Source organism: Ottowia sp. (genome assembly GCF_016703145.1).
Classification (GTDB): domain Bacteria; phylum Pseudomonadota; class Gammaproteobacteria; order Burkholderiales; family Burkholderiaceae_C; genus Ottowia.
Genome location: NZ_JADJCO010000003.1, coordinates 574,627 through 599,250 on the forward strand (window position 1 = coordinate 574,627; position 24,624 = coordinate 599,250).

Consider the following 24,624-nt stretch of genomic DNA (forward strand, 5'->3'; position numbering starts at 1 on the left):
ATAGCTGGCCGTGCTTGCTCCATGCCGGTTTAGGGCCTGTTCGATGCCTATCCCGGCCCCGGCTGCAGGGCATCGGACCCGGCGCGATAATCGCCCCCTGCCCTCCTCTCCCCGTGCGGTCGGCATCTCGGCGGCCGTTGTCACGGTGGCCATCTGGACCGGTTTCATCGTCATCGGCCGCGCCTCGGCCGGGCATGTGCTGCTGCCGTTCGACATCGCGCTGCTGCGCATCCTGGGCGCTTCCGCCGTGCTGCTGCCCTGGGGCCTGTGGCTGACGCGGCCGGGCGGGCCGGCGCGGGGCAGCGCGTCGCTGGGCGGGCTCTCGCCCTTGCCGCTGCGGCAGACGGTGCTGGCGGGCCTGTTCGGCGGGCTGTTGTACGCGGGGCTGTGCTACGCGGGCTTCTTCTTCGCGCCGGCGGCGCACGCCTCGGTGCTGATGCCGGGCAGCCTGCCGCTGTGGACGGCGCTGCTGGCGGCGCTGGTGCTGGGCGACCGCATCACGCCGGCGCGGGCGCTGGGGCTGGCGTGCATCGTGGCGGGCGACCTGACGGTGGGCGGCGCCAGCCTGCTGGGCGCCTTCGGCGGCGGCCAGGTGTGGAAGGGCGACGTGATCTTCATGCTGGCGGCCTTCAGCTGGTCCGTCTACAGCGTGCTGGCGCGCCGGTTCCAGCTGGACGCGGTGCGCGCCACCATCGCCGTCACCGCCTTCGCGTTCCTGACCTACGTGCCGCTGTTCGCGCTGCTGGCCGGGTCGGGCCTGCTGCCGACGCGGCTGGCGCAGGCGCCCTGGGGCGAGATCGCCTTCCAGGCGCTGTTCCAGGGCGTGGGGTCGGTGGCCATCTCGGGCATCAGCTTCGTGGCCATGGTGCGCGCCTTCGGGCCGGTGCGCTCGACCATGATCACCGCGCTGGTGCCGGGGCTGTCGGCGCTGGCCGCGGTGGCGCTGCTGGGCGAGCCGCTGGGCTGGAACCTGGTCGCCGGGCTGGTGCTGGTGACGGCGGGCATCCTGTTCGGGGTGCGTGCGGGTGCTCCTCGAAAAATAGCTGATAGCCCAATCCCCGTGCGGGCTGGCGGCCAAAGTCATCTCGAAAGCCGGGCCTCGTGAACCTGCTCGCCTTCGACACCAGCACCGAGCGCCTGTCCATCGCCGTGCAGCGCGATGGCCGGCGGTGGACGCACGAGGGCGCGGGCGGCGCGCAGGCGTCGGCGGCGCTGATCCCGGCCGTGCTGGCGCTGCTGGCCGACGCCGGACTGGCGCTGGGCGGCCTGCGCGCCATCGTGTTCGGGCGCGGGCCGGGCTCGTTCACCGGGCTGCGCACGGCCTGCTCGGTGGCGCAGGGGCTGGCCTTCGGCGCCGGCGTGCCGGTGCTGCCCGTCGACACCCTGCTGGCCGTGGCCGAGGACGCGCGCCTGGCCCACGGCGCCACGCGCGTGCTGGCGCTGCTGGACGCGCGCATGGACCAGGTCTACGCCGCGCCCTGGGCCTGGGCCGCCGGCGCCGGCTGGGCCGCGCAGGGCGACACCGTGGTCTGCGCGCCCGAGGCGCTGGCGCCCCTGGCGGGCGCGGGCTGGGCGCTGGCCGGCAACGCCTTTGCCGCCCACGGCGAGCGCCTGCCCGGGCCGCTGCGGGCGCTGCCGCGCCTGCCGGCCGTCCCCAGCGCCGCCGCGCTGCTCAGCCTGGCCCCGGCGCTGCTCGCCGCCGGCCGGGCCGTGCCGGCCGAGCAGGCGCTGCCGCTCTACGTGCGCGACAAAGTGGCGCAAACTACGGCCGAGCGCGCTACCGCGCGCTGACCCCGCCCGCCACCCGCCCGTTCTTGCCGCCATGAGCGCCGTCCTGACCCCGCCGCCGACCGGCCTGACCTTCGATGCCGCCGTCGAGGCGCGCTTCGAGCCCATGGCGCCCGAGCGGCTGGACGCCGTGCTCGCCATCGAGCAGAGCGCCTACAGCCACCCCTGGTCGCGCCGCAACTTCCTCGACACCTTCGCCGCCGGCCACGAGGCGCAGTGCCTGCTGGCGGGCGACACGCTGCTGGGCTACTTCGTCGCCATGGCCGGCTACCAGGAAGTGCACCTGCTCAACATCACCGTCGCGCCCGCGCACCAGCGCCAGGGCTGGGCGCTGGTCATGCTCGACGCGCTGGCCCTGTGGTCGCGCGGCCAGCGCGCCGACTGGCTGTGGCTCGAAGTGCGCCAGGGCAACACGCGCGCCCAGCAGGTGTACCTGCGCCGCGGCTTCGTGCGCGTCGGCCTGCGCAAGGGCTACTATCCCGCCCTCCACGGCGAGCGCGAGGACGCGGTGGTCATGAGCCTGCGGCTGGAGCCTCCGACCCCATGACCGTGGAACTTGACAGCCGCCAGCGCGCCATGCTGGCCGAGATGGGCATCAAGGTGTGGGCGCCGCCGACGGCGCGCGCGCGTGCGCCGGATGCTGCTAATTTGATAGCTGAAAGCTTAATGCCGGCGCTGGCTGAAGTCGAAAAACGTATTGAAAAACCGAAGGAAGCATCGCCGCCTCCGCCGCCTGTCCTCCGTCCCGCCGCGCCGGTCGCCGCGCCGGCCGCCGGCGCCGCCCTGGGCGCGCGCCCCGAGGGCATCGAGGCCATGGACTGGCCTGCGCTCGAAGCCGCCGTCGCTGGCTGCCGGGCCTGCGGCCTGTGCGCCGGACGCACCAACACCGTCTTCGGCGTCGGCAGCCGCCAGGCCGGCTGGATGATCGTCGGCGAGGCGCCGGGCGAGAACGAGGACCGCCAGGGCCAGCCCTTCGTCGGCCAGGCCGGCCGGCTGCTGGACAACATGCTGGCCGCCGTCGGGCGGTCGCGGCAGGCCGGCGTTGCTCCTGATCCAATAGCTGTCGGCGCAAGCGGGGTGACGGCTGAAGGGCTAAAAGGCCCTGAAGAGGCGGGCAGCCGGGGCGTCTACATCGCCAACGTCCTCAAATGCCGCCCGCCCGGCAACCGCAACCCGCAGCCCGACGAAGTGGCGCAGTGCGAGCCCTACCTGCGCCGCCAGGTCGCGCTGGTGAAGCCCCGGCTCATCCTGGCCATGGGGCGCTTCGCCGTGCAGTCGCTGTTGAAGACCACCGATCCCATCGGCCGCCTGCGCGGGCGCGTGCACCACTACGAGGGCGTGCCCGTCATCGTCACCTACCACCCCGCCTACCTGCTGCGCGCGCTGCCTGAGAAGGCCAAGGCGTGGCAGGACCTGTGCCTGGCGCTGGAGGTGGACGCCGGCGCGCCGGCCTGAGCGCCTTTGCTCCAGGCGCCGCATGGCCCGCGGCGCCTGAAACCCCAGGAATCCGACGGCTGCGGAGCAAGCCACGCCAGCAACCGCCGCGGCCCGGCTTTGCCGGGTCGCAGGCGGTGGAACAACGCGAAGCGTGTGGAGCCTGGGGGTGGTCACAGCATCACGCCCAGCAGCACGGCCAGGGCGATGAACGCGGTTTCGGCCACCAGCATCACCACGGGCTGCCAGCCCAGGTTGGCCAGGGCCTTGATGCTGGTCTTGACGCCGGCCGCGCCGATCGCCACCACCAGCATCCAACCCGACGCCGCGCTGGCCGCCGCCATCCAGGGCGGGCTGAACACATGCAGGCTGGACAGCACCACCAGCCCGGCAAAGACCAGCAGGAAGCCGGGAATGAGGGGCGCCGGCTTGGGCGCGTCGTGCCGCGGGCCGCTCGCGGCGGCGCTTCTCTGGTGCCGGTAGGTGACGGAGACCGCCAGCACGACGGGCACCAGCAGCATGATGCGGAAGAGCTTGACCACCGTGGCCGTGTCGCCCGCGTGCTGGCCGAGCAGCATGCCCGCCGCGACCACCTGGGCGACGTCGTGGATCGTCCCGCCCAGCACGATGCCCGACTGGTCCGGCGTCAGGCCGGCCAGGCTCAGGGCGAAGGGGTAGAAGATCATGGCCAGGGTCGAGAGCACCGTCACGCCCACCACGGCCATGAGGGTGAAGCGCTGGTTGGCCGGCGTGGACGGCAGCACGGCGGACACCGCCATGGCGGCCGACGCGCCGCAGATGCCGACCGCCGCGCCGGTGATCACGCCCTCCGTCGGCGCGCGGCCCAGCAGGCGCGCCAGCGCGATGCCGAAGAACAGCGTCAGGGCCACGGCGGCGACGACGAGCAGGGCCGTCCCCCAGCCCAGCTGGGTGACCTGGTCCACCGTGATGCGCACCCCCAGCAGCGCGACGCCGGCCCGCAGCAGCGTGCGGCCGCAGAACTCGATGCCCGCGCCGACGCGCGGCAGCTCCGAGAGGAAGTGGAAGGCCAGCCCGATGAGCAGGGCGTACAGCAGCCGCGGCCCGCCATAGTGCTCGGACAGGAAGGCGGCCGACAGCGCGATCACCACGCACACCATGACGCCGGGCAGGAGCCCGCGCAGCGCGGGCAGGCCCCGCGCGTCCGGCGGCGGCGAGAGCGGGGCGGTCGCGGTATTCATGGATGTTCCAGCCGCGCGGGCCTCAATCGATCACCGCGCCGGAGAGCTTGACCACGCGCGACCAGCGCTCGATGTCCTGCTTGAGCTGCGCCGCCAGCGCCTCGGACGTGCCGGCCACCAGTTCGCCGCCGGCGTCGAGGATCTTCTTCTCGACGGCGGGGCTTTTGAGCACCTTGGTGATGGCGCGGTTGAGGTAGGCCACGCGCTCGGGCGGCGTGCCGGCCGGGGCGAAGAAGCCGTACCAGTCCTCGTAGACCATGTTCTTCAGGCCCAGCTCCTCCAGCATGGGCACGCTCTTGAACACGCCGACGCGGCGCGGGCTGGTGACCGCCAGCGCGCGCACCATGCCCTGCTGGATGTGCCCCGCCACGGAGGAGGTGGAGGTGATCATCAGGCCGACCTGGCCGCCGATCAGGTCGGCCAGCGCCGGGCCCGCGCCGCGGTACGGCACGTGCGTGAGGTCGATCCCGCCATCCTTCTCCAGCACCACGCCGACCAGGTGCGACAGCGTGCCGTTGCCGGGGGTGGCGTAGGTCATGCGTCCGGGCTGGGCCTGGGCTTGCGCGCGCAGGTCGGCCATGGTCTTGAGCGGCGAATTCGCGGCCACCACGATGGCCAGCGGCGCCGCGTTGATCTGGGTGATCGGCACGAAGCTCTTGACGGGGTCGAAACCGGCCGTCCGGTACAGGGTAGGGTTCACCGCCATGATCGAAACCTGCGAGGTCAGGACGGTGTAGCCGTCGGCCTTGCCGTCGGCGACGTACCTCGCGCCGATGTTGCCGCCGGCGCCGCCCTTGTTCTCGGCCACCGCCGGCTGCCCGGTGACCGCCGCCAGTTCGTTGCTGACCAGGCGCATGTGGAAGTCGTTGCCGCCGCCCGGAGGAAAGGGCGACACCATGTGGAGGGGCTGGCTGGGAAAGTCCCCGGCCTTCGGCAAGGCCTGGGCATGGACGGTCAGGGCGCTGGCCAGGCCCAGGATCAGGCAAGCGGCGTGGCGAAGGGGCGTTCGGGAAACGGAAGCGCGGCGCATGGGAAGACTCCTGTGGATCGGTTGAAGAACTCCGGGGGCTGGCGGGCGGCAGGGCATGCCGCCGCGAAAGGGTCCCGAAGAACCGTTCACACGCCCGGAATCACACGTCCGGGCCGTGGCGCCATGGCGGCGCGTCAACCCTCGCGAGCAGTCATGATGTCAGTCAAGCCGCGACGGGTCGAGCCACTTTCGAACGAAATCCGATAAGGATTTCTGATGGATTCGCGGCGGCCGTCCCACGGCAGGGCGCGCCGCGCCGCCACGGTGCGGCGCCGCACCGGCGGGGTGCGGGAAGCCCGGTATCGGGGCCGGTCAATGGAAGCGGCTTCTGATGCGGTCGAAGACTTGGCGCGTCAAAGGGTTGACCACGCGGCTGCGCACGTAGAGCCGGTACACCAGAGGCGGCAGGGGCGGCAGCCCCTCCGCCGCGCCCAGCACGCGCATCTCGCTGTCGAGCTGCTCCACGCCGCGCGCGGTCACCCCCAGGCCGGCGCGCAGCGCGGCGCGGATGCCGATCAGGCTGCTGGAGGTGTAGCGCGTCATCCAGGCCACGCCAGCGGCGTCGAGCGCCTCCTGCGCGAGGCGCCGGAAGATGCTCGGGCCGTCGGCCATGATCATGGGGAGGGGCCGCGCCGGGTCGTGCACGTAGGTGGACCCGCACAGCCACACGGTGGGCGACGTGCGCAGCACCACGCTGTCCAGCTCGGCATCGAGCCGATTGGAGATCGCCATGTCGATCTCTCCTCGCTTGAGCGATTCCATCAGGAACGGGCTGCGCCCCACGTGGACGTCCAGCTGCACCATGGGCGAGCTGCGCACCACTTCCATCAGCAGGGGCGGCAGCATGGTGTCGGCCACGTCGTGCGGCGCGCCGATGCGCAGGGTGCCTTCCAGCCGCCCCTGTTTGAGGTGGCGCAAGGCCTCGTCGTTGACGGCCAGCATGTGGTGCGCGTAGACCAGCAGCCGCTCGCCATGCTCCGTCAGGCGCTTCTGGCGCCCCCGCTTCTCGAACAGCGGGTGCCCGATCTGCTCCTCCAGGCGCTGCATCTGCTGCGTCACGGCGGACTGGGTGCGCCCCAGTTGCACCGCCGCCGCCGCGAAACTGTCGTGGCTCACGATCGCCACCAAGGACCGCAGCAGTTCCAGGTCGAGGGTGTTCATCCATTAATGATACTGATGATTTTTCTGCTGGCGCGGTGTTGTCTGCCGCCGGGGCGCGCGCTAGAGTGGCACAGCGAACTTCGCAGCCCCCTTCCCACGCAGGCACCGAAACCAGGAGACTCCATTGAGCACCGTGACCGAACAACGCACCCAGGCCGTCGCATCGGCCATCGCGCAGATGAAAAGCGCTCTCGGCGAGGCGGCGCCGACGCGTCCCGCGCTGGCCGACGTGCTGGCCTCGCTGGAGGCGATCGCCGCCCAGCCCGAGTTCTGGCAGGCCGCCGACTTCCCGCCGCCCGAGCCGGGCGAGCACCAGGCCCGCTACCTGATCGCGGAGGACGCGGACCAGAGCTACGCGCTCTATCTGAACGTGATGCGCCCCGGCAAGCGCATCGTGCCGCACAACCACACCACCTGGGCGTGCATCGCGGCGGTGGAGGGCACCGAGGTCAACCGCGTGTACGAGCGCACGGACGACGGGTCGGTCGCCGGCCGGGGCACGCTGCGCGAAACCGCCCACGTCCTGGTGGAGCCGGGCCATGGCATCGCTCTCATGCCGGAGGACATCCATTCGGTGCAGATCGAGGGCGAGCAGGTCATCCGCCACCTGCACATGTACGGCCGCGCGCTGGAGACGCTGACCGAGCGCACCGGCTACGACCTGGACAAGGGCACTTGCCAGACCATGGGCATCGGCGTGCAGACCCGGCGCTGACCGTCCCCCGTCCCGAGGCTCCGCCCCCCGCGGGGCCGGCGCTCCGTTCCCGACCCCGCCCTTCAGTCCTTCATGATGATCGAACGCATCGCTCCCTCCCTGCTCAAGTCCTGGCTGCACGACGGCCAGGAAGTCGCCCTGCTCGACGTGCGCGAACACGGCCAGTACGGCGAAGCCCACCTGTTCTACGCCACGCCCCTGCCCTACAGCCGGCTGGAGCTCGACGTGCGGCGTCTGGTGCCCCGGCGGGACGTCCGGGTGGTGGTGTACGACGACGGCGGGGCGCCGGGTGACGGCGTGGCCTGGCGCGCGGCGGACCGGCTGGCGGCCCTGGGCTATCACCGCGTCGGCGTGCTGGATGGCGGCGCGCCGGGCTGGCAGGCCGCGGGGTACGTGCTGTTCGCGGGGGTGAACCTGCCGTCCAAGACGTTCGGCGAACTGGCGGAGCACACCTACGGCACGCCCCGGGTGAGCGCGCCGCAACTGGCGGCCATGATCGCGGGGCCCGCGCCGGTCGTGGTGCTGGACGGGCGCCCTGTCCCCGAGTTCAGGAAGATGAACATCCCCACCGCCACCTGCTGCCCGAACGGCGAGCTGGCGTACCGCGTGCGGTCCCTGGTGCCCGACGACACCACGCCCATCGTCATCAACTGCGCCGGCCGCACCCGTTCGATCATCGGCGCGCAGACGCTGATCAACCTGGGCATCCCCAACCCCGTCTACGCCCTGGAGAACGGCACGCAGGGCTGGTTCCTCGCCGACCAGGGGCTGGAGCACGGCGGCACCCGGCGCTACCCCGACGGCTCCGGCAGCCTGGCCCTGAAGGACGCCGCGCGGCAACTGGCCGCGCGCTTCGGCGTGGCGGCCGTGAGCGCCGCCACCGTGCGCGCCTGGGCCGCGGACGAACAGCGCACGCTCTTCCTGTGCGACGTGCGCACCCCGGAGGAGTTCGCGCAGGGCAGCCTGCCCGGCGCGCAGCACACGCCCGGCGGGCAGTTGATGCAGGCTTTCGACCAATATGTGGGCGTGCGCGGCGCCCGGCTGGTGCTGTTCGACGACGATGGCGTGCGCGCCCCCACGGTGGCGAGCTGGCTGCGCCAGATGGGGCACGACGCCTGCGTCCTGGAAGGCGGCCTGGCCAGCGGCCTGGCGCTGCAGGCGCCCGCCGCCCCCGTGCCGCCGCCCCTGGCCCCGGTGGCCGCGGCCGACCTCGCGGCCCGGCTCGCGCGCGGCGACGTCGCCCTCGTGGACCTGCGCCCCGGCCTGGCCTACCGCGCCGGCCACATCGCGGGCGCGCGCTGGTCCAACCGGCCCCGCCTGGCGAGCGACCTCGCGGGCGAGACGCGCCAGATCGTGCTGATCGCCGACGAGCCCGCGCTGGCCGCCTGGGCCATGGCGGAATGCCGGCCGGCGCACCCGCCGCTGCTGCTGCTGGACGGCGGCATGGCCGCCTGGCGGTCGGCGGGCGGGGCGGAGGTGGCGACACCGGAGTCGCCCAGCGACGCGGAATGCATCGACCACCTCTTCTTCGTGCACGACCGGCACGACGGCAACAAGGAGGCCGCGCGCCGCTACCTGGCCTGGGAAACCGGCCTGGTCGGCCAGCTCGACGCGCAGGAGCTGGCGTCGTTCCAGCTGCCGGCCAATGCCGGCGCCTGATCCGGGGAGCGCGCCACCCATGTCCGAATCCGACACCTCCGTGTCCTCGTCCCTGAATTTCAAGACGCGGCTGCTGCACAGCGGCAAGGCGCCGGCCTACACGGGCGGCACGGCGGTCAACCCGCCCATCGTCCGGGCCAGCACGGTGCTGTTCGCCGACACGGCGCAGCAGCGCGAGATGCGTGGGCTCCGATCGCACGAGCGCGTGTTCAGCTACGGCGCGCGCGGCACGCCGACCGCCTTCGCGCTGGAAGACGCCGTGAGCGAACTCGAGGGTGCCCACCGCACCCGGCTGCTTCCCACCGGCCTGGCGGCCATCGGCATGGCGCTGCTGAGCTACCTGAAGCCCGGCGACCACGTGCTGGTGACCGATAGCGCCTACCAGCCCGTGCGCCATCTGGCGCAGCAGTTCCTGCGGCCCTACGGCATCGAATACACCTTCTTCGCGGCCGACGGCAGCGACGCCGAGGCCAAGATGCGCCCCAACACCCGCATGCTCTATGCCGAGTGCCCGGGCTCGCTGGTCTACGAGATGTGCGACCTGCCCGCGCTCGCGGCCATGGCCCACGCGCGTGGCGCCCTGGTCGTCGTGGACAGCACCTGGGGCTCGGGCGTGCAATACCGGCCGCTGGCGCTGGGTGCCGACGTGTCGATCATGGCCGCGACCAAGTACCTCTCGGGCCATTCGGACGTGATGATGGGCACGGTGGCCACCACGCGCGACGCCTGGGAGCCGCTGGCCGAGCGTTGCGACGCGTTCGGCATGACCGTCAGTCCCGACGACGCCTGGCTCGTGCTGCGCGGCCTGCGCTCTCTGTCGGCGCGGCTGCGCATGCACGAGGAGCACGCGCTGCAGGTCGCGCACTGGCTCGAGGCGCACCCTGCGGTGCGCACCGTGTTCTGCCCCGCGCTGCCGGCCCACCCCGGCCATGCCCTGTGGCGGCGCGACTGCGAAGGGACGAACGGCCTCGTCTCCTTCGAGCTTGCGCCCGGCACCGCGCCCGAGACCGTGGACCGGCTGATCGACGGCCTGCAACTGTTCGGGCTCGGCGCCTCCTGGGGCGGCTACGAAAGCCTGGTGACCTCCGCGCACATGACGCAGGCGCGCAGCGTCACCGACTGGAGCGCCCGGGGGCCGGTGGTGCGGCTGCACATCGGCCTGGAGGATCCGCGCGACCTGATTGCCGATCTCGATCAGGCATTCGGGTGCCTCGATTGAGGCTCCGTCCGGCACGTCACCCTAGAAACGGCAGTTGAACGCGCCCGCCAGTGCCGTGATTGGCGTGGCAGGCAAGGGTGAACGCCGCGGCTCCACAGGCGCCTGCGCGCCTGTGGACGGCGTGAACGGGGCCGGCCTCTGGACGGCCCGCGCCCTGCAAGGAGACGACGCGGCGCAGTGTTGTGCGCAAGGAGGAGCAACGCCGCATGGCGCGGCGAGCGCGGTGCTGGCGGGTGCGTAGCGCTCTCACCCGAAAGGTGAAGGTCATCGAAGCCGTCGAGGTCAATGCTCACGCGACTTTCCCGAGGGTGACAAGCGGTCAACTGCCGTTTCTAGGGTCACCGCTTCACAAGGAAGAAACCATGCTCAACCGTACCGCCACAACCATCGTTGCCCTGCTGTGCGCCACCGCCCTGTATGCCGGCACGGCCCCGCTGGCGCAGGCCGCCTATCCGGAAAAGCCGGTCACGGTCACGGTGCCGTTCCCGGCGGGCGGCGGCGTGGACATGGTCGGCCGGCTGTACGCGCAGCAGATCGGCGAGGCGACCGGGGCGCAAGCGCAACCCCCATGACGACCTGGACCTCGACCAAACCTATCCCGGCAACGCCAACGGCCTGATGTCCGAGCGGCTGGCGCATGCGCTGATGCAGGAGATCGAGGGCACGGCGGACTTCCTCATCAACCTGCACACCATGAACGCGCTGTTCGAATCGCGCGTGTACGCGGTCTACAAGGTGCATCCCGACAGTCCGATGCCCGAGGAGCAGATGCTCAGGTTCATCAGCCTGTTCGAGCCCAACGTGGCCTGCCGCATGGACGTGGGCGGCAAGGGCGAGCTGCCGGGCAACATCGCCGGCGCGCTGGACTACCAGTGCCTGGCGCGGGGCATCCCCGCGTTCATGCTGGAACTGGGCGGCGGCAGTCGCTACGAGGCGGGCAACGTCGCGCAGGCCGAGCGCGGCTTCGCCAGGCTCGCGGCCAGCCTGTCCATCATGGCCACGCCCGAGGGCGACCAGTCACCCCGGCGCGATCCCGTGGTGCACACGGGCGAGCGGGCGGCCTTCGTGGCGCAGCAATGGGATGAGCTGGCGTGGTGAGGTCCTGCATGGCAATGCGTGTGCCGTGACGCTGCCCTCAGGTTGAGGACGCTTCTTTTTTATAGCTGCAGGCGCAGCAGGGACGCCGGCAAACAGCCAAAAAGACCTGAAAACGCCGCTCTCGGGCGCCACCGCGCGGCGGCGCCCGCGCCCGCCTGTTGAGCAAGGCATAAGACGCGAAAGTTCCATCATATGAATCAACGACTTAGCTGCCCGCGGTAGGCATAAGGTGCGAAATTTGCAGGCGTAAGCTGCGAAATCGCTACCCGGGCACAGGGACCCTTCAAGAACTGAGAAGAGTCACGTGCCGGTACATATCGGTGGCGCACTGGAACTTCACACTCGCGCCGCCTATGAAGGTAGGCTATTTATACCTCCAAATGGGCACTATTTGCAGGCAGTTATTCCGACGGCCCAAGTTCTCGCCCGAAAGAATCTGGGTCGATACGGCGTGGTCACCTCAGGCTTGGTGTCAGAGAAGCCTCGGTGCGATGGAGTAGCCCATCGCGCTGTAGCCCCGCAGCCTTTTCTCCCACATGCGGTGGAGCGCCGGGTGACCCGTACCGACGAAATCCAGAATGCGGACATCGGTTTTTGCGCTGTGTTCCCGGTGCAGCCGGCCGGCGTACTGCTGCAACGTTCCCCTCCATGACACCGGCATGGCCAAAGCCAGTGTGTCCAGCGCTGGGTGGTCAAAACCTTCCCCGACCAGCTTCCCTGATGCGAGCAGAATCCTGGCAGCAGTCGGCGGCAATTGGTCCAGTTCGGCCGTGGTCGCCATGCGTTCCTTTCGCGACATGCGACCGTGCAGGATGAAGATGCGAGGCGCAATCTTCCGAAAGGCGTCAGCAAGGGTGGCAATGTGATCTGTGCGTTCCGTCAGGACCAGAATCTTGCGCCCCTGGCCGTAGCACTCAAGGACCGCATCAACAATTTCCCGCGTTCGGCGCACGTCGTTCACGAGGCTGGTGAAGATGTCCTGAATTCCCGCGTCACCTGGAACCTCAAGAGACCCTGCCACGCGAATCGGATGGACCTCCATCCGTTGTGGCGCGCTGTCCGGCCTCTGGGCCGTGTGCCGGATCGGCCCGCACTGCATGAAGATGATGGGGTGCTGGCCATCGCGACGCACGGGGTCGCGGTGAGGCCGAGGACGTACTTCGCCTTGGCCCGTCGCAGCAGCAAGTCAAACGATACGGCTCCGATGTGATGGCACTCGTCGACGATGACCTGGCCATAGTTGTCGAGCAGCGCGCTGAGTTCTTCGTTCCTTGCCAGAGACTGCATCACCGCGATGTCGATTTTCCCGGTGGGCTTGGACTTGCCACCACCAATCCGGCCAATCACGTTCTTGTCGGCGGCAAGGAAACTCAGCAGCCGTTCCTGCCACTGCGTCAGCAGTTCCGTGCGATGGACCAGAACCAGGGTGTTCACGCCGCGCCTGGCAATCACCGCCGCAGCCGTGACGGTCTTGCCGAAGGCGGTCGGTGCGCAGAGGACGCCGGTGTCGTACTGCAGTGTCGCCTCCGCCGCGACCTCCTGGTCGTCGCGCAGCGTGCCAGCGAAGCGCACGTCGATCTGCGCGCCCTGGAAGCGCGTGTCCTGGACAACGGCACGAATGCCGTTGGCGGTCACCCAAGCCATCGGTGCGCAGGGCACAGCTATCTCAGCCAAACCATACCGTCCATGTGGCCCTCAGTCAGCCATCGCGGGCCATGGATGGCAGTCCGGAGGTGGGCGCATGAGCCGGAGCGGGGCGAGAAGTAGCCTCCTCGTGCCGCTCTGCATGGTCGTCACGGCCTGGATGGGGGAGGCCATGGCAGGCACCTCAGAGTGCTACGCGATCAAGGATGCGGACAAGCGGGCGTACTGTCTGGCGCAGGTCAAGCGGGACCCTGGAAATTGCTACCGCATCAAGGATGATGACAACCGCAACCAGTGTCCGGCGGAAATCAAAGGATCACGGGATCGCTGCTACGCCATCAAAGTCCAGGACAGCCGCATGGCGTGTCTGGCTCGGGCGCGATAGCTCCCCTGCTCTCATCGAAAGGCATGGTCAAAGGTACGATAGCTCTACCCAATCTACTCGTACCAACCATGCCCGAACTGCACGACCGTCCGCTGGGAACATCGCCAGAGCACAAAGTGCTGCATGCCGTAGCTCAGACCGGATCTCGACTGGTCGGAGATAGATTCCTGGCCAGCTATCTCACTGATTGCCTGCACATGGTGGGAGGCCTGGGGCCCGTACACAAAGTCTTGCTGGCGGATGCTGGGCAGAAGAGAGGCGCTGCTCCTGAGACGATCACAAGACTCGTCGCTCAAGCAGAAGACAACATGCGCTGGGTAGCCGGCGCCACAACATGGACTGGAAGTCCGTCGCGACGGCCGACCGAGTGGGTGTCCAGAAAAACATCGAACTGCCGGGCGGACAGTTCTTCAAATAGCTGGACAGCGGCGTCGCGGGATTCGTTGCGTCGATAGCTTACGAAGACACGACGCTGGGCAGGCAACAGGCCGAGGCACTGAAGCGCCGCTCCGACGGGTTTGGCAAGGCTGGAGTCGCCGGGTGCGAGAGCCATGGCGTTGATGGGCCGAAGGCATTCCGGCAACTCAGCGCTGACGTTGTTCAGACTGCTCACGAGCGGGACGACCGGGATGCTCAGACGCACGAGGTTGGGGTGCTCAGCAAGCGTTGCACCTACGGCGCCGAAGAACATCGCTACCGCCGGAGCTGTCTCTACGAAGTGATCGCCGTAGCCCTCCGTGATGGCGAAGTGCTCGCCAGGCTTGAGGCCGAAGTTCTCCATCGACTTGCCGATGGTGGCGCTCAGGGTCGCGAATTGCTCCGGCGATGGTTTACCGAAAATCAAGCACTGGTAGAGAGGCGCGGGCATGGCGGGAGCTAGATGCTGTTGACCTTGTAGCCGGACGTGGTGTTGGGATTGAAGATGCCAAGGCCTCCAGCGTTGTCCACCTCTATCCTGCGGTAGAGCTGCAGGCATTCGTTACCGTGGGTTGCCTGGCCATCACGGGTTGGCACGATGGCAATCTTCTCGTTGGGCTTCTTTCCGTCTGCGTAGCCGAGTTCCCAAGGACACCAACGTGACGCCATGGAATTGCCCGTTGCGAGGAATAGGAACCACTCACAGTTCACGATTCGCTGACGCAGCTTGTTCGCGGTTTCCGCATTCGGCTCTAGTACATTGACACGTAATTAACGAAACATGAATAGACTCCATTCGTTGCCACTTGGCTCACGAAGGAGTTGTCATGCGCCAGACCGAACTGCACTTGAGCGAGGAGGATCGCTCGGTCATCGAGGAAATTCGCAGCAAGGGTGTTCATTCTTCGCGGGAGGTCAATCGCGCTCATGTGCTGTCATGCCTGGATCGGGGCATCCCGGAGGCCCGGATCATGGCCGTGCTGGGCATCGGTCGCACCGCCGTGTGGCGCACCCGCGCGGCGTATCTGCAAGGTGGGGTCGACCTGGCGGTGTTCGACGTGGCGCGCTCGGGTCGACCTCCGGCGTATGACACCGACGCCCAAGCGCGGGTGACGGCACTGGCCTGCTCGGCGCCTCCCAAGGGCCGGCAGCGCTGGACGATGGTCGAACTCGAACGTGCTGCCCGCCAGGAGCCCGGTCTGGGCACGGTGAGTCGGGAAACCGTGCGACGCATGCTCAAAAAAACGACCTCAAGCCCTGGCGCCGACTGATGTGGTGCATCGGGGCGTTGACCGAGGAGTACCGCGCGCGCATGTACAACCTGCTCGAGCTGTATGCGCGGCCGGTGTCCAAGGCCGAACCCGTGATCTGCATCGACGAGAAGAGCTTGCAACTCCTCGGTCACGGTCGCGAGGCGCTGCCCATGGCCTCGCACAGCCCGCTCAAACAGGACTACGAGTACAAGCGCCACGGCACCACCAATCTGTTCGTGGCCGTGGAACCCAAGGCCGGCCAGCGCATCGTCTCGGTCACCGCGCACCGGGGCAAGGTTGACTTCGTGGCCTTCATCGGCGAGCTTCTCACCGGCGCATACGCCCAGGCACGCCGTGTTCATCTGGTGCTGGACAACCTGAACACTCACTTCAGAAAGTGCTTCGACGATGTGCTGGGCCGGCGCGCGGCCGCAAGGCTCTTGCGTCGCGTGCAGTTCCACCACACACCCAAGCACGCGAGTTGGCTGAACATGGCGGAGATCGAGATCGGCATCTTGAGTCGTCAATGCCTGGACCGGCGAATCCCCAACCGCGACCTGCTGCGATCCGAGGTTGATGCTTGGCAGCAGGCGCGCAACGACCAGCGACGAACCATCGAATGGCGGTTCACTCGACAGGATGCGGATCAGAAACTCGCTACGCATTTCGTTCCGAAATTTGCGTGTTGATGTACTAGTCCACGCCGGGTGAAGTTGGAACTACCCAGCAGGGCGTGTTCACGTCGGCCATCGTCAATGTGGTACAGCTTGCCGTGCAAGAGATTAGCCTGGCGTACCGAGCGGATATCGACCTTGTCGCGCAGCCATTCAGCGCAACGACGAGCGATTTCCTTCTGTTGCAGGCGATTGGCCAACTCCAGGCCTTCATCTTCGATCTTGAAGGCTTTCTTGTCGGTCTTCTCCGGATCAAGCGAAGCGATGAAGCGGGGCTCGCCGAACAAGAAGTTCAGATGGTCGATCTGGTCAAGCTGGCTGGGCAGCACATCGTAGGCGTAGATGGTGAAGTAGGCCGACACCACGGAGAGGTGGCTGCCTACAGCCATCTTCTCGGCGAGAAAGTCGGCGACCTTGCCACGGGTGTGATTGTCGCGAATGCCGTGGCTAATGATGTTTCTTTGAGTACTCATTTCTCACCCGATTGATTGGTGCGGCGCCACTTCGCACACGCCTTTGCCGTTGACTTGATCGGCCGGTCGGCTTGTCATCGCCGACGACCATCAAGGCCAGCAGACGGGACATGGATGCCAACTCATTTGCCGATGCAGAAGCGCGCAAAGATGACCCCCAGCAGGTCATCGGCCGTGAACTCGCCGGTGATCGCGCCCAGCGCGTTCTGCGCCAGGCGCAGCTCCTCGGCCAGCAGGTCGAGCGCGGGGCCTTGGAGGTGGGCGCCGGCATCGTGCAGGTGGCCGGCGGCCTGGGCCAGTGCCTGCAGGTGGCGTTCGCGCGCCAGAAACAAGCCCTCGCCCGCGCCGCCCTGCCAGCCGGCCAGATGCAGCAGGCGCTGGCGCAACTCGTTCAGGCCTTCGCCGGTGCGCGCGGACAGCAGCAGGCCGTCAGGCGGCACGGCGGCGCCGGGCGCGGCGTCGTGCTTGTTCCACAGGTGCAGCACGGGCACCGCGGCGGGCAGCTTGCGTTCGATCACGCTTTCCGCCGCGATGTAGTCCGGCGCATCGCGGCGCGTGAGGTCGTGCAGCCACAGCACGGCGTCGGCGCTTTCGATGTGGTCCCAGGCACGCGCGATGCCGATGCGCTCCACCTCGTCGCCGCTCTCGCGCAGGCCGGCGGTGTCGAGCACGTGCAGCGGCACGCCGTCGATCTGGATGGTCTGCTGCACCACGTCGCGCGTGGTGCCGGCGATGGGGGTGACGATGGCCAGCTCGGCGCCCGCCAGCGCGTTCAGCAGGCTGCTCTTGCCAGCGTTGGGCTGGCCGGCGATGACCACCTTGATGCCCTCGCGCAGCAGCGCGCCCTGGCGCGCGCGCGCCTGCACGCCGGCCAGGGATTGCTGCAAGTTTGATAGCTGTCCGCGCACATCGTGCGCCGACAGAACGTCGATTTCTTCTTCAGGAAAGTCCAGCGTGGCCTCGATCAGCATGCGCAGGTGAACGAGGCCATCGCGCAGCGCGTGCACCGCGCGCGAGAACTCGCCCGCCAGCGACCGGCTGGCTGAGCGCGCGGCGGCGGCGGTGCTGGCGTCGATCAGGTCGGCCACGGCCTCGGCCTGCGCCAGGTCCAGCTTGCCGTTCAAAAACGCACGCTCGGTGAATTCGCCCGGCCGCGCCAGGCGCAGGCGGGGCAGGCGCGGCAGGCCGGCGGCCGGATCGACCTCGGCGGCGGCCTGCAGGCAGCGCGCCAGCAGCAACTGCAGCACCACCGGGCCGCCGTGCGCCTGCAGCTCCAGAACGTCCTCGCCGGTGTACGAGCGCGGTGCCGGGAAGTGGAGGGCCAGGCCCTGGTCGATGGGCGCGCCGCCTTCGTCCAGAAAGGGGCCGTAGCTGGCCTCGCGCGGCGCCAGCACGCGCCCGCACAGGGCCTGGGCCAGCGCGCGCAGGTCGGGCCCGGACACGCGCACGATGCCCACCGCGCCGCGCCCGGGCGCGGTGGCGATGGCGGCGATCGGATCGGGCGTGGAGCGGGGCGGCGGGATGGGCATGGCGGGGGATGGTAGCTTGCGCCCTATCATTCCCACTGTTCGACGCTTTCCGTACCCCCCAACAAGCCACGAGGCCCTGCCCATGCTCGCCGCCGACCACTGCCAAGCCGCCATCCTGCAAACCACGCCGCCGCTGGCGTGCTACCTCAGCTTCACCCTGTTCGATGTGACGCAGGCGCCCGCCGCGCTGCGCGCCCTGGCGCCGCTGGCCGACGGCCGGGCGCTGGTGCTGGGCGTGGGACAGACGCTGGCGGTGGCGCTGGGCCGGCCGGTGGCAGGGCTGCGCGACTTCCCTCAGATCGCCGCGCCGGGCGTGGATGCGCCGGCCACGCCGGGGGCGCTGTGGTGCTGGCTGCGCGGCGACGACCGGGGCGACTTGCTGCTGCGCGCGCAGCAGGTGGCCAAGGTTTTGGCGCCGGCTTTCGCGCTGCAGGCCTGCGCGGACGGCTTCCGCCACGGCGGGGCGGTCAACCGCGACCTGTCGAGCTACGAGGACGGCACCGAGAACCCCGAGGGCGACAAAGCCGTCGCGGCCGCCATTGACGCGCGGGGGGCTAGCTTCGTTGCCGTGCAGCAATGGCGGCACGACTTCGCCCGCCTGGCCGCGCAGCAGGCGGCCGGCCGCATGGACGACGTGATCGGCCGCCACCACGCCGACAACAGCGAGTACAAGGATGCGCCGGCGTCGTCGCACGTCAAGCGCACGGACCAGGACAGCTTCAAGACCGACGCGCACATCCTGCGGCGCAACATGGCCTGGGGCGAGGGCCTGCGCGGCGGCACCATGTTCGTCGGCTTCGGCCACTCGCTGGACGCCTTCGAGATGCAGTGGCGCCGCATGATGGGCGTGGAAGACGGCGTGACGGACGGTCTCTTCACCTTCACGCGGCCGGTGACGGGCGCCTACTTCTGGTGCCCGCCGGTGAAGGACGGGCGCGTGGATCTGGGCGCGCTGGGAATCTGACGGGCCGGCCCTAGCCGCCGGCGCCCACCCTCGCAGGGGTGGAAATTTTCAATGAAATCGGCCTTTAGCCCACGTACTCATTGCGCCAATAGCTATTCTTTATATAGCAAACGAGACGCACCGAGAGTGGGTCAAGCCACCGCCTTGCCGTCGCGCAGGCGGGCGATCTCGGCGGCGTCGTAGCCCGCCTCGCGCAGGACTTCATCGGTGTGCTGGCCCACGTCGGGCGCCTTGCGCGGCTTCACCTTGGCAACGCCGGCCACGTGCAGCGGGCTGTCCACGGTCATCAGGGTGTCGTTCTCGAACGGCACCAGCACCCCGGCGTCGATGGCCTGCTGGTCGGTGGCGGTGTCCTCGGCGCTGGCGACGATCTCGAACACCAGCCCGGCCGCATTCAGGATTTGCCGCCACTCGGCGCGATCGCGCGTGGCGAAAGCGGCGTCCAACTCGGCGATCAGCGCGTGGGAGTGCTTGAAGCGGTCGGCCTGCTTGGCGAAACGGGGGTCGTCGACCAGCACCTCGCGGCCCAGGCACTTGGTCAGCACGGGCCAGTGGCGCTCTTCGTTGAGCAGGGTCAGGATCAGCCACTTGCCGTCGCGGCAGCGGTAGTAGGCGGTGAGTGCGTTGAACAGTTGCTCGCGCGGCGGCCGGGCGTAGAAGGTGGCCCCGCACAGCGCGGCCTGCACGTTGAAGCCGTTGGCCCAGAAGCCGTTGGCGATGAGCGAGGAGCCCACCTCCGAGCCGCGCCCGGTGCGCTCGCGCTGGTACAGCCCGACCATGATGGCGCCGAACAGCCCCAGCGCCGACGGATGGTCGCCCATGCCGGTGAGCGCGCGCGCGGGCGGCAGGCCGGCGTCCGGACGGCAGCCATCCATGAGGCCGGAGCGGGCCCAGTAGGCGGTCATGTCGAAGCCGGGCTTGGAGGCTTCGGCGCCGCGCTCGCCGTAGCCGGTGAAGGAGGCGTACACCATCCGCTCGTTCAGCGGGGCGAGCTGCTCGTAGCCCAGTTTGAGCTTTTTGCGCACGGCCAGCGGGTAGTTGGTGATGAACACGTCCGCCTGGCTGGCCAGCCGGTGCAGCACGGCCTGACCGTCGGGCTGGGTCAGGTCGATCACCATGCCGCGCTTGTTGCGGTTGTCCAGCAGCCAGCCGTAGGACTGGTCGGTCTTGGGGTTGCCAGGCAGGCGCGACAGGTTGCGGCCGGCGTCGCCGACGCCGGGCGGCTCGATCTTGATCACGTCGGCACCGAAGTCGGACAGCACCGTCGCGGCACCGGGCGCGGCGATGAAGCTGCTGCAGTCGATGACGCGGAGGCCGTCGAAGATATTGCTCATGGTTTGTCTCACTGGTGATGTTGCTTTTGTCGGCGCCTCGCCGGCGGGGGCTGGCGGGCCTGGCCGCCGGCCGGGCTGCTGTCCTGACCGTGCGGGCCGCTGATCATAGAAGATGGCCGCGGCGCAGCCCTCGTCCACCGGACCGAAGCATCGCCCCGAGAAGAAAAAACCCCGGCGCGCAGGCCGGGGTTTTGGGGTCATCCAGGATTTCGCGCCGTCAGGAGAACTTGGGCAGGTTGAACTGCGGCGGCACGCCCATGCGGGTGTTGATGATCCACTGCTGCGCGATGGACAGGATGTTGTTGGTGATCCAGTACAGCACCAGGCCAGCGGGGAAGAAGAAGAACATCACGCTGAACGCCAGCGGCATGAACCACATCAGCTTGGCCTGCATGGGATCCGGCGGCGCGGGATTCAGGGCCGTCTGAAGCAACGTGCTCATGGTCATGACGACGGGCAGGATGAAGTACGGGTCGCGCACCGACAAGTCCTTGATCCACAGGATCCAGGGCGCGCCGCGCATCTCCACCGACGACAGCAGCACCCAGTACAGCGCGATGAACACGGGGATCTGGATCATGATGGGCAGGCAGCCGCCCATGGGGTTGACCTTCTCCTCGCGGTAGATGCGCATCATCTCCATCTGCATCTGCTGCGGGCTGTCCTTCAGGCGCTCGCGCAGGGCCGTGACCTTGGGGCTGATGGCCTTCATCTTGGCCATGCTGGCGTAGGCCTTGGCGTTGAGCCAGTAGAAGGCGATCTTCAGCAGCACCACCAGCGCGACGATCGCCCAGCCCCAGTTGCCGATGAAGCCGTGCAACTGGTCGAGCAGCCAGTACAGCGGCTTGGACAGGATGGTGAGCCAGCCGTAGTCCTTGACCAGCTCCAGGCCGGGGGCGACGCCTTCCAGCATCTTTTCTTCCTGCGGGCCGACGAACAGGCGCGTGGCCACGGCGCGGCTGGCGCCCGGCGCCACCTCGCCCACGGGCGCGATCATGCCGGCGGCGTACAGGTTGCTGTCCACCTTGCGCGCGAAGTTGTCGTGCGCGGTGCCGGTGGGCAGCAGCCAGGCGCTGGCGAAGTAGTGCTGCACCATGGCCACCCAGCCGTCCGGCGAGGCGGTGACGAAATCGGCCTTGCCCTTCTCGATGTCGGAGAAATCGACCTTCTGGAACTTCTTGGCCTCGGTGTAGAAGGCCGGACCGGTGAAGGTGGAGTAGAACGACGATTCGCCCGCCGGCTTGTTGCCATCGCGCACCAATTGCACGTAGAGCTGTGGGTTGACGGCCTGGCCGCCGGCGTTGATGACCTCGTGCCGGACGTCCACGACGTAGGCGCCGCGCTTGAGCGTGTAGGTTTTGACCAGCCGCACGCCGCCCATCTCGGGCGACTCGAAGCGCAGCACCAGCTCGTTCGTGCCGTCGGCCAGTTGCCGCTCGCCGCTGAACTTCATCGCCGCCTTGTGGTTGGGGAACGGGCCCCCGATCAAGCCCGACTGCGCCTGGTAGACGCGGTCGGCGCTGGTGTCGAGCAGCACGAAGGGGCGGTCCGCGTGCCCCTGCTCGTGGTGCCTGAGAAATTCGCTGCGGATCACCGAGCCGCCCTCGGTGTCGAACACCAGCTTGAGCACGTCGGTCGTGACCTCGATGCGCTCGCGCGGGATCGCGGCCGCGTCGGGCGCCCCGGGGATCGGCCCGCCGGCGGGCAGCGCCGGCAAGGCGCCCGGGCGCGGCGGCGGCCGCCGTGGCGCTTGGCGCCGCCGCCGAAGCCGGCGCGCTGGGTGTGGCGGCCGGCGCCGAGGCGCTGGGGAAGAAGGTGGCCTTGCGGCCGTTGTGCACCTGCCACTGGTCCCACAGCATGACCAGCGAGAAGGCAAAGATCACCCAGAGGATGGTGCGTCGGATGTCGTTCATGTCGGCTCGGAAGTCTTGGCGGGCGGCTCGGCGGCCAGGCCCGGCAGGCGGGTGAAAAGACGGGGCCGGGCCGCGGGCACCGGATCGCAGCCGCCCGCGCACCAGGGCTGGCAGCGCGCCAGCCGGCGCAGCGTGAGGTAGCTGCCCATGGCCGCGCCATGCCGCTCCAGCGCCTCGATGGCGTAGCGCGAGCAGGTCGGCTCGAAGCGGCAGGCCGAGCCCAGCCAGGGTGACAGCAGCAGCCGGTAGGCCCGGACGATGGCGATCAGCGCGGCCCGGATCATGCCGGCTCCCGCGCGAACAGTTGAATCAGCTCGGCGCGCACCGCGCGCCGCAGCGCCGCCGAGGAGGCGCTGGGAAACTGCGCCGGCGCGAACGCGGCCCGCAGCCGCACCAGGCGAGCGCCGGTGGCCAGCGGAGACAGGGCGCTTTCACCCACGGCGTAGACCTGCCGGCGGATGGCGTTGCGCGTCACGGCGCGGCGCGCCCAGCGCTTGGGCGCCATGGCGCCCAGCCAGGCCACGTCGCCGGGCTTGAACAGGCCGTCAGCCGCAGGGTCGTCCGGCGTCGGCAAGGGCAGCCGGTGCAAGACGAAATGGGCCGTGCGCGCCACCGGCGGGCGGGCCAGCAGCGCCTGGAACTGGGCTCGCGTGCGCAGACGCTGCATGCGCGCGCGCTCAAACCCGGCCAGGCAGACGCCAGCGGCTCACCCATCGCGCGCGCATCCGCCGCAAGGAAATCAGACCGCCAGGCGCTTGCGGCCCTTGGCGCGGCGCGCCTTGATGACCGCGCGGCCGCCGCGCGTCTTCATGCGGACCAGGAAGCCGTGCGTGCGCGCACGGCGCGTCTTCGAGGGCTGGTAGGTGCGTTTCATGACAAATCGTCCTTTGGAGGTTGAATCTCTGTGTGCCGTGGAGTGGTTCCTGGGCCGGCTTGGCGCCGCCCCGGTGCGGCATGGGGTCACGGGCAATCCGCCAGGGGCCGCCCCGCCATCCGCGCAGCGGGCATCCATCCCGCCGCCAAGGAAAACCCCGCATTATCGCAAATATTCGCCAACGCTCCAATCCGCGGCCCGCACCGGGCAGTTCGACACGCCGCCGGGAAGAGCGCCGCGGTTTGTGGACAACGTGGCCGGCCCGTACAATGCAGCGACCCGGTGCCGGGAATTTATCCACAAGCCAACTCCCCCTTCATGCAAGAACAGCTCGCGGCCCACCCGGCATCCGAGACGGGTCCGACCCTTTGGCCCGCCTGCCTGGATGTGCTGGCGCAGGAACTGCCTGAGCAGCAATTCAACACCTGGATCAAGCCCTTGTCGGCCCAGGTGGCGCCTGATTTCTCCCGCTTGACCGTGCTGGTGGCCAACCGCTTCAAGCTGGACTGGGTGCGCGCGCAGTACGCGGCACGCATCGTCGCCATCCTGGAGAAACTGCATGGTCAGCCGATTCAACTAGAGTTAGCGCTTGCTCCTCGGTCATCGCCCACGAAATCAGGGGTTTCCGACGTTTCCAAGCCACTTTCTGGGGCGGCCGAAGCGGCCGAACCCCAGGACGCGCGCCCTCCCGCCGAAGAACCCGCGCCAGGCGCCCACCGCAGCCGCCTGAACACCGGCCTGACCTTCGAGGCCCTGGTCGAGGGCTCGGCCAACCGCATGGCGCGCGCCGCCGCCCTGCACGTGGCGGGCGCGCCGGGGCGGCTGTACAACCCGCTGTTCATCTACGGCGGCGTCGGCCTGGGCAAGACGCACCTGATGCACGCGGTGGGCAACAAGCTGCTGGCCGACCGGCCGGACGCCAAGGTTCTCTACATCCATGCCGAGCAGTTCGTCTCGGATGTGGTCAAGGCCTACCAGCGCAAGACCTTCGACGAGTTCAAGGAGCGCTACCACTCGCTCGACCTGCTGCTGATCGACGACGTGCAGTTCTTCGCCAACAAGGACCGCACGCAGGAGGAGTTCTTCAACGCCTTCGAGGCCCTGCTGGCGAAGAAGTCGCACATCGTGATGACGAGCGACACCTACCCCAAGGGCCTGACGGACATCCACGAGCGGCTGGTGTCGCGCTTCGACTCCGGCCTGACGGTCGCGATCGAGCCGCCCGAGCTGGAGATGCGCGTGGCGATCCTGATGAACAAGGCGCACGCCGAAAGCGCGGAGATGCCCGAAGAAGTGGCCTTCTTCGTGGCCAAGAACGTGCGCTCCAACGTGCGTGAGCTCGAAGGCGCGCTGCGCAAGATCCTGGCTTATTCGCGCTTCAACCAGAAGGACGTGTCCATCCAGCTCGCGCGCGAAGCGCTGCGCGACCTGCTGTCGATCCAGAACCGGCAGATCAGCGTGGAGAACATCCAGAAAACGGTGGCGGACTACTACAAGATCAAGGTGGCCGACATGTACAGCAAGAAGCGGCCGGCCTCCATCGCCCGGCCGCGCCAGATCGCCATGTACCTGGCCAAGGAGCTGACGCAGAAGAGCCTGCCCGAGATCGGCGAATTGTTCGGCGGCCGCGACCACACCACCGTGCTGCACGCGGTGCGCAAGATCGCGGGCGAGCGCCAGCAGTTGACCGAGCTGAACCAGCAGTTGCACGTGCTCGAACAGACCCTGAAGGGATGACGCCGGCGATGCCCCGCGCCCAGCGGGGCCGCCGGTAAAACCGGCGACAATACAGGGTTCGCCGCCGCCGGCCGCCGTCCCATCATCACGACGAGGAACAAGA

27 protein-coding genes and 1 pseudogene are annotated in these 24,624 nt (G+C 69.0%); 14 read left to right on the top strand and 14 right to left on the bottom strand.

Annotated elements, in window-relative coordinates; all coding sequences use genetic code 11:
• The first annotated feature begins 97 nt into the window (after positions 1-97).
• Genes IPG65_RS06340 through IPG65_RS06355 form a run of 4 tightly spaced genes read left to right on the top strand, consistent with a single transcriptional unit; the run spans position 98 to position 3,243 of the window.
• Entirely contained in the window at positions 98-1,105 is a 1,008-nt protein-coding gene (locus IPG65_RS06340) for a DMT family transporter (protein ID WP_293189973.1), read from the top strand.
• Positions 1,102-1,791: a tRNA (adenosine(37)-N6)-threonylcarbamoyltransferase complex dimerization subunit type 1 TsaB gene (gene tsaB, locus IPG65_RS06345; protein ID WP_293188405.1), complete on the top strand. Its 690-nt coding sequence runs from the start codon at positions 1,102-1,104 to the stop codon at positions 1,789-1,791. Before IPG65_RS06340 ends, tsaB begins: the two co-directional genes overlap by 4 nt.
• Positions 1,792-1,822: 31 nt before the next feature.
• The gene (gene rimI / locus IPG65_RS06350; protein WP_293188406.1) at positions 1,823-2,335 is read left to right on the top strand and encodes a ribosomal protein S18-alanine N-acetyltransferase; all 513 of its coding nucleotides are present in this window, start codon (positions 1,823-1,825) and stop codon (positions 2,333-2,335) included.
• A complete protein-coding gene (locus tag IPG65_RS06355) occupies positions 2,332-3,243 on the top strand; it encodes a uracil-DNA glycosylase (RefSeq protein WP_293188407.1) in 912 nt (303 codons plus the stop codon). The genes rimI and IPG65_RS06355 overlap by 4 nt, the downstream gene beginning before the upstream one ends.
• Before the next feature lie 152 nt (positions 3,244-3,395).
• Here IPG65_RS06355 and IPG65_RS06360 read toward each other — a convergent pair whose 3' ends face one another.
• The 3 genes from IPG65_RS06360 to IPG65_RS06370 all read right to left on the bottom strand — a co-directional run bounded on the left by IPG65_RS06360 (position 3,396) and on the right by IPG65_RS06370 (position 6,633).
• On the bottom strand, positions 3,396-4,442 hold the full coding sequence (locus IPG65_RS06360) for a putative sulfate exporter family transporter (protein WP_293188408.1): 1,047 nt from the start codon (positions 4,440-4,442) through the stop codon (positions 3,396-3,398).
• A gap of 22 nt (positions 4,443-4,464) precedes the next feature.
• Entirely contained in the window at positions 4,465-5,472 is a 1,008-nt protein-coding gene (locus IPG65_RS06365) for a tripartite tricarboxylate transporter substrate binding protein (RefSeq protein WP_293188409.1), read from the bottom strand.
• Between the two features lie 312 nt (positions 5,473-5,784).
• Positions 5,785-6,633, bottom strand: coding sequence for a LysR substrate-binding domain-containing protein (locus IPG65_RS06370; RefSeq protein ID WP_293188410.1), 849 nt, complete (start codon positions 6,631-6,633; stop codon positions 5,785-5,787).
• Between the two features lie 124 nt (positions 6,634-6,757).
• Between IPG65_RS06370 and IPG65_RS06375 the strand changes: the two genes are divergently transcribed.
• The 5 genes from IPG65_RS06375 (at position 6,758) to IPG65_RS06395 (ending at position 11,324) form a co-directional block, all read left to right on the top strand.
• The gene (locus tag IPG65_RS06375) at positions 6,758-7,348 is read left to right on the top strand and encodes a cysteine dioxygenase family protein (RefSeq protein ID WP_293188411.1); all 591 of its coding nucleotides are present in this window, start codon (positions 6,758-6,760) and stop codon (positions 7,346-7,348) included.
• 75 nt (positions 7,349-7,423) lie between these two features.
• Positions 7,424-9,007: a rhodanese-like domain-containing protein gene (locus tag IPG65_RS06380; RefSeq protein WP_293189975.1), complete on the top strand. Its 1,584-nt coding sequence runs from the start codon at positions 7,424-7,426 to the stop codon at positions 9,005-9,007.
• 19 nt (positions 9,008-9,026) lie between these two features.
• On the top strand, positions 9,027-10,226 hold the full coding sequence (metC, locus tag IPG65_RS06385; RefSeq protein WP_293188412.1) for a cystathionine beta-lyase: 1,200 nt from the start codon (positions 9,027-9,029) through the stop codon (positions 10,224-10,226).
• A 362-nt stretch (positions 10,227-10,588) separates the two neighbouring features.
• Positions 10,589-10,798, top strand: a complete 210-nt coding sequence (locus IPG65_RS06390; RefSeq protein WP_293188413.1) for a hypothetical protein — start codon at positions 10,589-10,591, stop codon at positions 10,796-10,798.
• Between the two features lie 4 nt (positions 10,799-10,802).
• On the top strand, positions 10,803-11,324 hold the full coding sequence (locus IPG65_RS06395) for a succinylglutamate desuccinylase/aspartoacylase family protein (RefSeq protein WP_293189977.1): 522 nt from the start codon (positions 10,803-10,805) through the stop codon (positions 11,322-11,324).
• A gap of 472 nt (positions 11,325-11,796) precedes the next feature.
• Here the strand turns inward: IPG65_RS06395 and IPG65_RS06400 are convergent, their stop codons facing one another.
• Together IPG65_RS06400 and IPG65_RS06405 are read right to left on the bottom strand one after the other, a co-directional pair.
• Positions 11,797-12,285, bottom strand: coding sequence for a helicase-related protein (locus IPG65_RS06400; RefSeq protein ID WP_293188414.1), 489 nt, complete (start codon positions 12,283-12,285; stop codon positions 11,797-11,799).
• Entirely contained in the window at positions 12,282-12,959 is a 678-nt protein-coding gene (locus tag IPG65_RS06405; RefSeq protein ID WP_293188415.1) for a DEAD/DEAH box helicase family protein, read from the bottom strand. Before IPG65_RS06405 ends, IPG65_RS06400 begins: the two co-directional genes overlap by 4 nt.
• Before the next feature lie 151 nt (positions 12,960-13,110).
• Between IPG65_RS06405 and IPG65_RS06410 the strand changes: the two genes are divergently transcribed.
• Positions 13,111-13,353, top strand: coding sequence for a hypothetical protein (locus tag IPG65_RS06410; protein WP_293188416.1), 243 nt, complete (start codon positions 13,111-13,113; stop codon positions 13,351-13,353).
• Between the two features lie 292 nt (positions 13,354-13,645).
• Here IPG65_RS06410 and IPG65_RS06415 read toward each other — a convergent pair whose 3' ends face one another.
• Entirely contained in the window at positions 13,646-14,221 is a 576-nt protein-coding gene (locus tag IPG65_RS06415) for a hypothetical protein (protein ID WP_293188417.1), read from the bottom strand.
• A gap of 8 nt (positions 14,222-14,229) precedes the next feature.
• Positions 14,230-14,439 (bottom strand): hypothetical protein, encoded by a 210-nt coding sequence (locus IPG65_RS06420; protein ID WP_293188418.1) that lies wholly within the window; start codon positions 14,437-14,439, stop codon positions 14,230-14,232.
• 158 nt (positions 14,440-14,597) lie between these two features.
• Here IPG65_RS06420 and IPG65_RS06425 point away from each other — a divergent pair, with 158 nt between their 5' ends.
• The gene (locus tag IPG65_RS06425; protein WP_293188419.1) at positions 14,598-15,041 is read left to right on the top strand and encodes a helix-turn-helix domain-containing protein; all 444 of its coding nucleotides are present in this window, start codon (positions 14,598-14,600) and stop codon (positions 15,039-15,041) included.
• Positions 15,041-15,712: an IS630 family transposase gene (locus tag IPG65_RS06430; protein ID WP_293187856.1), complete on the top strand. Its 672-nt coding sequence runs from the start codon at positions 15,041-15,043 to the stop codon at positions 15,710-15,712. The genes IPG65_RS06425 and IPG65_RS06430 overlap by 1 nt, the downstream gene beginning before the upstream one ends.
• On the opposite strand, the gene IPG65_RS06435 is transcribed toward IPG65_RS06430, so the two are convergent.
• Positions 15,670-16,170 carry a phospholipase D-like domain-containing protein gene (locus tag IPG65_RS06435; protein WP_293188420.1) on the bottom strand — a complete coding sequence of 167 codons (501 nt, stop codon included), beginning with the start codon at positions 16,168-16,170 and terminating at the stop codon, positions 15,670-15,672. The two genes, IPG65_RS06430 and IPG65_RS06435, sit on opposite strands and share 43 nt — an antisense overlap.
• A gap of 122 nt (positions 16,171-16,292) precedes the next feature.
• Positions 16,293-17,699, bottom strand: a complete 1,407-nt coding sequence (gene mnmE, locus IPG65_RS06440; RefSeq protein ID WP_293188421.1) for a tRNA uridine-5-carboxymethylaminomethyl(34) synthesis GTPase MnmE — start codon at positions 17,697-17,699, stop codon at positions 16,293-16,295.
• A gap of 82 nt (positions 17,700-17,781) precedes the next feature.
• Between mnmE and IPG65_RS06445 the strand changes: the two genes are divergently transcribed.
• Positions 17,782-18,663: a Dyp-type peroxidase gene (locus IPG65_RS06445; RefSeq protein ID WP_293188422.1), complete on the top strand. Its 882-nt coding sequence runs from the start codon at positions 17,782-17,784 to the stop codon at positions 18,661-18,663.
• A 131-nt stretch (positions 18,664-18,794) separates the two neighbouring features.
• Here IPG65_RS06445 and IPG65_RS06450 read toward each other — a convergent pair whose 3' ends face one another.
• From IPG65_RS06450 to rpmH, 5 genes and pseudogenes are all read right to left on the bottom strand, one after another.
• Complete coding sequence (locus IPG65_RS06450; protein ID WP_293188423.1) at positions 18,795-19,997, bottom strand: CoA transferase; 1,203 nt, start codon at positions 19,995-19,997, stop codon at positions 18,795-18,797.
• A gap of 217 nt (positions 19,998-20,214) precedes the next feature.
• A pseudogene (gene yidC, locus IPG65_RS06455) lies at positions 20,215-21,910 on the bottom strand (membrane protein insertase YidC).
• Complete coding sequence (gene yidD / locus IPG65_RS06460) at positions 21,907-22,194, bottom strand: membrane protein insertion efficiency factor YidD (RefSeq protein ID WP_293188424.1); 288 nt, start codon at positions 22,192-22,194, stop codon at positions 21,907-21,909. Before yidD ends, yidC begins: the two are co-directional and overlap by 4 nt.
• Positions 22,191-22,577: a ribonuclease P protein component gene (locus tag IPG65_RS06465; RefSeq protein ID WP_293188425.1), complete on the bottom strand. Its 387-nt coding sequence runs from the start codon at positions 22,575-22,577 to the stop codon at positions 22,191-22,193. The genes yidD and IPG65_RS06465 overlap by 4 nt, the downstream gene beginning before the upstream one ends.
• A gap of 72 nt (positions 22,578-22,649) precedes the next feature.
• The gene (gene rpmH / locus IPG65_RS06470) at positions 22,650-22,784 is read right to left on the bottom strand and encodes a 50S ribosomal protein L34 (protein ID WP_124223019.1); all 135 of its coding nucleotides are present in this window, start codon (positions 22,782-22,784) and stop codon (positions 22,650-22,652) included.
• Between the two features lie 318 nt (positions 22,785-23,102).
• On the opposite strand from rpmH, the gene dnaA reads away from it, so the two are divergent.
• Positions 23,103-24,521 carry a chromosomal replication initiator protein DnaA gene (gene dnaA / locus IPG65_RS06475; RefSeq protein ID WP_293188426.1) on the top strand — a complete coding sequence of 473 codons (1,419 nt, stop codon included), beginning with the start codon at positions 23,103-23,105 and terminating at the stop codon, positions 24,519-24,521.
• Positions 24,522-24,624 lie beyond the last annotated feature (103 nt).

Bases quoted from the DNA above. Each gene is read 5' to 3' on its own strand.
- rimI (WP_293188406.1), top strand. From the start codon at position 1,823: ATGAGCGCCGTCCTGACCCCGCCGCCGACCGGCCTGACCTTCGATGCC.
- IPG65_RS06355 (WP_293188407.1), top strand. From the start codon at position 2,332: ATGACCGTGGAACTTGACAGCCGCCAGCGCGCCATGCTGGCCGAGATG.
- IPG65_RS06360 (WP_293188408.1), bottom strand. From the start codon at position 4,442: ATGAATACCGCGACCGCCCCGCTCTCGCCGCCGCCGGACGCGCGGGGC.
- IPG65_RS06365 (WP_293188409.1), bottom strand. From the start codon at position 5,472: ATGCGCCGCGCTTCCGTTTCCCGAACGCCCCTTCGCCACGCCGCTTGC.
- IPG65_RS06370 (WP_293188410.1), bottom strand. From the start codon at position 6,633: ATGAACACCCTCGACCTGGAACTGCTGCGGTCCTTGGTGGCGATCGTG.
- IPG65_RS06380 (WP_293189975.1), top strand. From the start codon at position 7,424: ATGATCGAACGCATCGCTCCCTCCCTGCTCAAGTCCTGGCTGCACGAC.
- metC (WP_293188412.1), top strand. From the start codon at position 9,027: ATGTCCGAATCCGACACCTCCGTGTCCTCGTCCCTGAATTTCAAGACG.
- IPG65_RS06390 (WP_293188413.1), top strand. From the start codon at position 10,589: ATGCTCAACCGTACCGCCACAACCATCGTTGCCCTGCTGTGCGCCACC.
- IPG65_RS06410 (WP_293188416.1), top strand. From the start codon at position 13,111: ATGGTCGTCACGGCCTGGATGGGGGAGGCCATGGCAGGCACCTCAGAG.
- IPG65_RS06415 (WP_293188417.1), bottom strand. From the start codon at position 14,221: ATGCCCGCGCCTCTCTACCAGTGCTTGATTTTCGGTAAACCATCGCCG.
- IPG65_RS06420 (WP_293188418.1), bottom strand. From the start codon at position 14,439: ATGGCGTCACGTTGGTGTCCTTGGGAACTCGGCTACGCAGACGGAAAG.
- IPG65_RS06425 (WP_293188419.1), top strand. From the start codon at position 14,598: ATGCGCCAGACCGAACTGCACTTGAGCGAGGAGGATCGCTCGGTCATC.
- IPG65_RS06430 (WP_293187856.1), top strand. From the start codon at position 15,041: ATGTGGTGCATCGGGGCGTTGACCGAGGAGTACCGCGCGCGCATGTAC.
- IPG65_RS06435 (WP_293188420.1), bottom strand. From the start codon at position 16,170: ATGAGTACTCAAAGAAACATCATTAGCCACGGCATTCGCGACAATCAC.
- mnmE (WP_293188421.1), bottom strand. From the start codon at position 17,699: ATGCCCATCCCGCCGCCCCGCTCCACGCCCGATCCGATCGCCGCCATC.
- IPG65_RS06445 (WP_293188422.1), top strand. From the start codon at position 17,782: ATGCTCGCCGCCGACCACTGCCAAGCCGCCATCCTGCAAACCACGCCG.
- IPG65_RS06450 (WP_293188423.1), bottom strand. From the start codon at position 19,997: ATGAGCAATATCTTCGACGGCCTCCGCGTCATCGACTGCAGCAGCTTC.
- yidD (WP_293188424.1), bottom strand. From the start codon at position 22,194: ATGATCCGGGCCGCGCTGATCGCCATCGTCCGGGCCTACCGGCTGCTG.
- IPG65_RS06465 (WP_293188425.1), bottom strand. From the start codon at position 22,577: ATGCAGCGTCTGCGCACGCGAGCCCAGTTCCAGGCGCTGCTGGCCCGC.
- rpmH (WP_124223019.1), bottom strand. From the start codon at position 22,784: ATGAAACGCACCTACCAGCCCTCGAAGACGCGCCGTGCGCGCACGCAC.
- dnaA (WP_293188426.1), top strand. From the start codon at position 23,103: ATGCAAGAACAGCTCGCGGCCCACCCGGCATCCGAGACGGGTCCGACC.